We start from the raw sequence: 3,220 nt of genomic DNA, 5'->3' as shown, positions 1-3,220 counted from the left end.
GTCCGGGGCGACCATGTGGTAGCCGTCGGAGGTGATGCTGGCGCCCATGATGCGGGCCAGGATGTTGGCGCCGCGGGCCTTGGCGTGTTCTTCGGTTTCGATGACCATCAGCGCGCCGGCCTCGCCGAAGACGAATCCGGTGCGGTCGCGGTCGAAGGGGCGGCAGGCCCCCACCGGGTCGTCGTTCTTGGTCGACATCACGATGCGCATCTGGGCGAACGCCGCTATCGCGACCGCCTCGATCCTGACCTCGACGCCACCGCAGATGGCGACGTCGGCCTCACCGAAGACGACGTTGCGCCAGGCCTGGGCCACCCCCTCGGAACCCGACGCGCACGCCGACACCGGCGTGATCACCCCGGCCCTGGCGTGCCGCTCCAGGCTCACCGCGACGGCCGCGCCGTCGGGCATGTACTTCGACACCGCCAGCGGCGAGACCCCCTTGATGCCACGGGCCCGCAGGTCGTCATAGCTGAACACGATCTGCTCGGCCGACCCCAGGCCGGTGCCGATGGAGACCATCAGCCGGTTGGGGTCGACCTCGGGTGAGCCGGCGTTCTCCCAGGCCCGTCGGCTCAGCACGGTCGACATCCGCTGCAGGTAGCCCATCCGGTGGCGTTCGGCGCGCGTCAGGCCGCCGTCGAATTCCTCCAGCAGGTGCCCGCCGATGCGCACCGGCAGGTCGAACTCCTCGACGAACGAATCCTCGAGTTTGCGGATACCGCTTTGGCTGTCCAGCAACAGCTTCCAGGTGCTCTCGGCGTCAGTAGCCAACGCGGTCGTCATGGCGACGCCAGTGACGACCACGTTCGGCAGCGTTTTCCCGGTAACCAGCTCCGTCATGACTCGCAAAACCTTTCACTTGATGAGAGCCGATGACGCTGGACGTCGAGCCCCACTCCCCACCAATTCGTCAAGTACGAACTTCCATTGTCCCAACATCAAAAACTTGGGGCAACGAGACACGGCGTAAGCCGGGATTCTTGACCGCAAAAGGCGCCATCAGCTGGTGGTTCTTCGTTTGACGGCCGCGTTGGCCCGGGCGGGATCCGCCCGCTATTGGGCGCGCACCGCCTGCGCCCGCGCCATCAGCCCGCCGCCGCCGGGCAGGGCGCCCACCACGGTGCGGGCCAGCCGGTCGCGGCCCCGGACGCCGTCTGTCCTGGCCCGTCCGGCGCGCAGATGCCGCCAGCCGAGCGCCGCCCAGGTCGCCGCGACGGCGGCGTCGGTGACCCCGCCGCGGGCGCGGCGGCGGTCGAGGACCGCCAGGCCGAGCGCGGTCGCCGAGTGCACGACGTCGACCCAGACCCCGGCCGCCAGCACCTCCGGGCCGGGGTTGACTCCCGACAGGGCCGCCTGGGTCAGATGGCGGGCGCCCAGGATCCGGGTGACGACGAGCGCCTTGCGGTCGACCTGCACCCCGTGGATGTGATCGAGCACCTCAGCGGGGGCGGCCAGCAGCACCGCACCCCATCCCGCCCGGATCAGTTCGATCGCGCGAATCTTCATCGGTCAACCCCCCAACTGCCGTGCGAACGGCCCCACCCGTTCGATGAACCGATCGAAGAACGCCGCCGCGTCGACGTCAATGCCGATCAGCGCGTTGGGTTCTCGACGATCCGACCAATCGGTCACCGTCATGGCGCGGGTCAGGGTCCCGGTCAGCTCGATGTCCACCGTCGCCGCACGCGTGCTGACCAGTTCGGGGTCCAGCGCGACGGCGGCGGCCAACGGGTCGTGCATGTGTGCCTGATACCCGTGGCCGAGTTCGTGATAGGCCTCCAGGTAGAACCGCGTCGCGTCCTCGATCACCCGGATCAGCGGGTTGGACGCGCCCGACCGGGTGCCGGGCTCGTCGGCTTCGCTCAGCCGCGTCGTCGTCGCCCCCGCGGCCGCGGCCAGCCGCGCGAGGTGATCCGGCGTCAACGCGACCTTGCGGGTCAGGTCGAGACCGCACAGGATCGGAAGCCGCTGTTGCCCAACGGTTTCGGGGCGCCACGCCGCCAGCACCTCGGCCGCCGCCTCGGGATCGACGCTGATGTTCCACTCGGCCACCGCCGTGGTGTTGCCCCGGTGGTCGTAGGACCCGCCCATGATCACCAGCCGGCGCAGCAGCGTCGGCAGCTCGGGTTCGGCGCGCAGCGCCAGCGCCAAGTTGGTCAAGGGGGCGGTCGCCACCCCGATGAGCTCACCGGGAAAGGCCCGCGCCGCGCGCACCCAGGCGCTCGCCGAGTCATAGTCGGTGAGCCGGCCCGAGCCCCGCGGCAGGTCGGCATAGCCCAATCCCCTGGGGCCGTGGACTTTTGACGGCAGCCGCATCGGGCCGGTCAGGGTCTGTGGCGAGCCCTTGGAAACCGGTATCCCGGTGCGTTGGCACAGCTGCAGCAGGCCGAGATTGTTTTCGCAAACCTGTTCCACCCCAACGTTTCCCCCGGTCGAGGCGATGCCGACCACTTCGGCGTCCGGGCTGGCGAACAGGTAGATCAGCGCCAGCGCATCGTCCACGCCGGTGTCGACGTCAACGAAAACGGGCGAGGTCATTGCTTCCAACATACCGGCGACTAGGCTGGCACAATGCCAACCACGTCGGAGCCCCCGGAGGGGACTGATTTAACGCCGCACTTCGACGATGTGCAGGCCCACTACGACCTGTCGGACGACTTCTTCCGGCTATTCCTCGATCCCACCCAGACGTACAGCTGCGCGTACTTCGAGCGCGACGACATGACGCTGGAAGAGGCCCAGATCGCCAAGATCGACCTCGCCCTCGGCAAACTCGGGTTGCAGCCGGGCATGACGTTGCTCGATGTGGGCTGCGGGTGGGGGGCCACCATGATGCGGGCGATGGAAAAGTACGACGTCAACGTCGTCGGCCTCACCCTGAGCCGCAACCAGGCCGACCACGTCGAACAGCTGATCGCGAAGTCCGAGAGCCCGCGGTCGGCCAGGATCCTGCTGCAGGGCTGGGAGCAGTTCGACGAGCCGGTCGACCGGATCGTCAGCATCGGCGCCTTCGAGCACTTCGGGCACGAACGCTACGACGCGTTCTTCACTCTGGCGCACGACCTGCTGCCCGACGACGGGATCATGCTGCTGCACACCATCACCGGGCTGCACCCGACGGAGATGGTCGAGCGCGGCATGCCGATCTCGTTCACGTTCGCCCGGTTCATCAAATTCATTGTCACCGAGATCTTCCCGGGCGGACGGCTGCCGTCGA

4 protein-coding genes are annotated in these 3,220 nt (G+C 68.4%); 1 reads left to right on the top strand and 3 read right to left on the bottom strand.

Annotation, left to right across the window (positions count from 1 at the left end):
• From A9W96_RS16975 to A9W96_RS16965, 3 genes are all read right to left on the bottom strand, one after another.
• Positions 1-843 (bottom strand): beta-ketoacyl synthase N-terminal-like domain-containing protein (locus A9W96_RS16975; protein WP_067141432.1); only part of this gene is annotated, 843 nt, incomplete at its 3' end.
• Positions 844-1,056: 213 nt separating this feature from the next.
• Entirely contained in the window at positions 1,057-1,509 is a 453-nt protein-coding gene (locus A9W96_RS16970; protein WP_066872135.1) for a hypothetical protein, read from the bottom strand.
• Between the two features lie 3 nt (positions 1,510-1,512).
• Entirely contained in the window at positions 1,513-2,541 is a 1,029-nt protein-coding gene (locus A9W96_RS16965) for a nucleoside hydrolase (RefSeq protein WP_067141429.1), read from the bottom strand.
• 33 nt (positions 2,542-2,574) lie between these two features.
• Here A9W96_RS16965 and cmaA1 point away from each other — a divergent pair.
• On the top strand, positions 2,575-3,220 hold a 646-nt coding region (cmaA1, locus tag A9W96_RS16960; protein ID WP_067141435.1), incomplete at its 3' end, for a cyclopropane mycolic acid synthase CmaA1.

Origin of the sequence: Mycobacterium sp. 1245852.3 (assembly GCF_001669335.1) — a bacterium.
GTDB classification, from domain to species: Bacteria; Actinomycetota; Actinomycetes; order Mycobacteriales; family Mycobacteriaceae; genus Mycobacterium; species Mycobacterium europaeum_A.
Note: the sequence above shows the minus strand (reverse complement) of the source record. Positions and strands in the feature narration are given on the sequence as shown.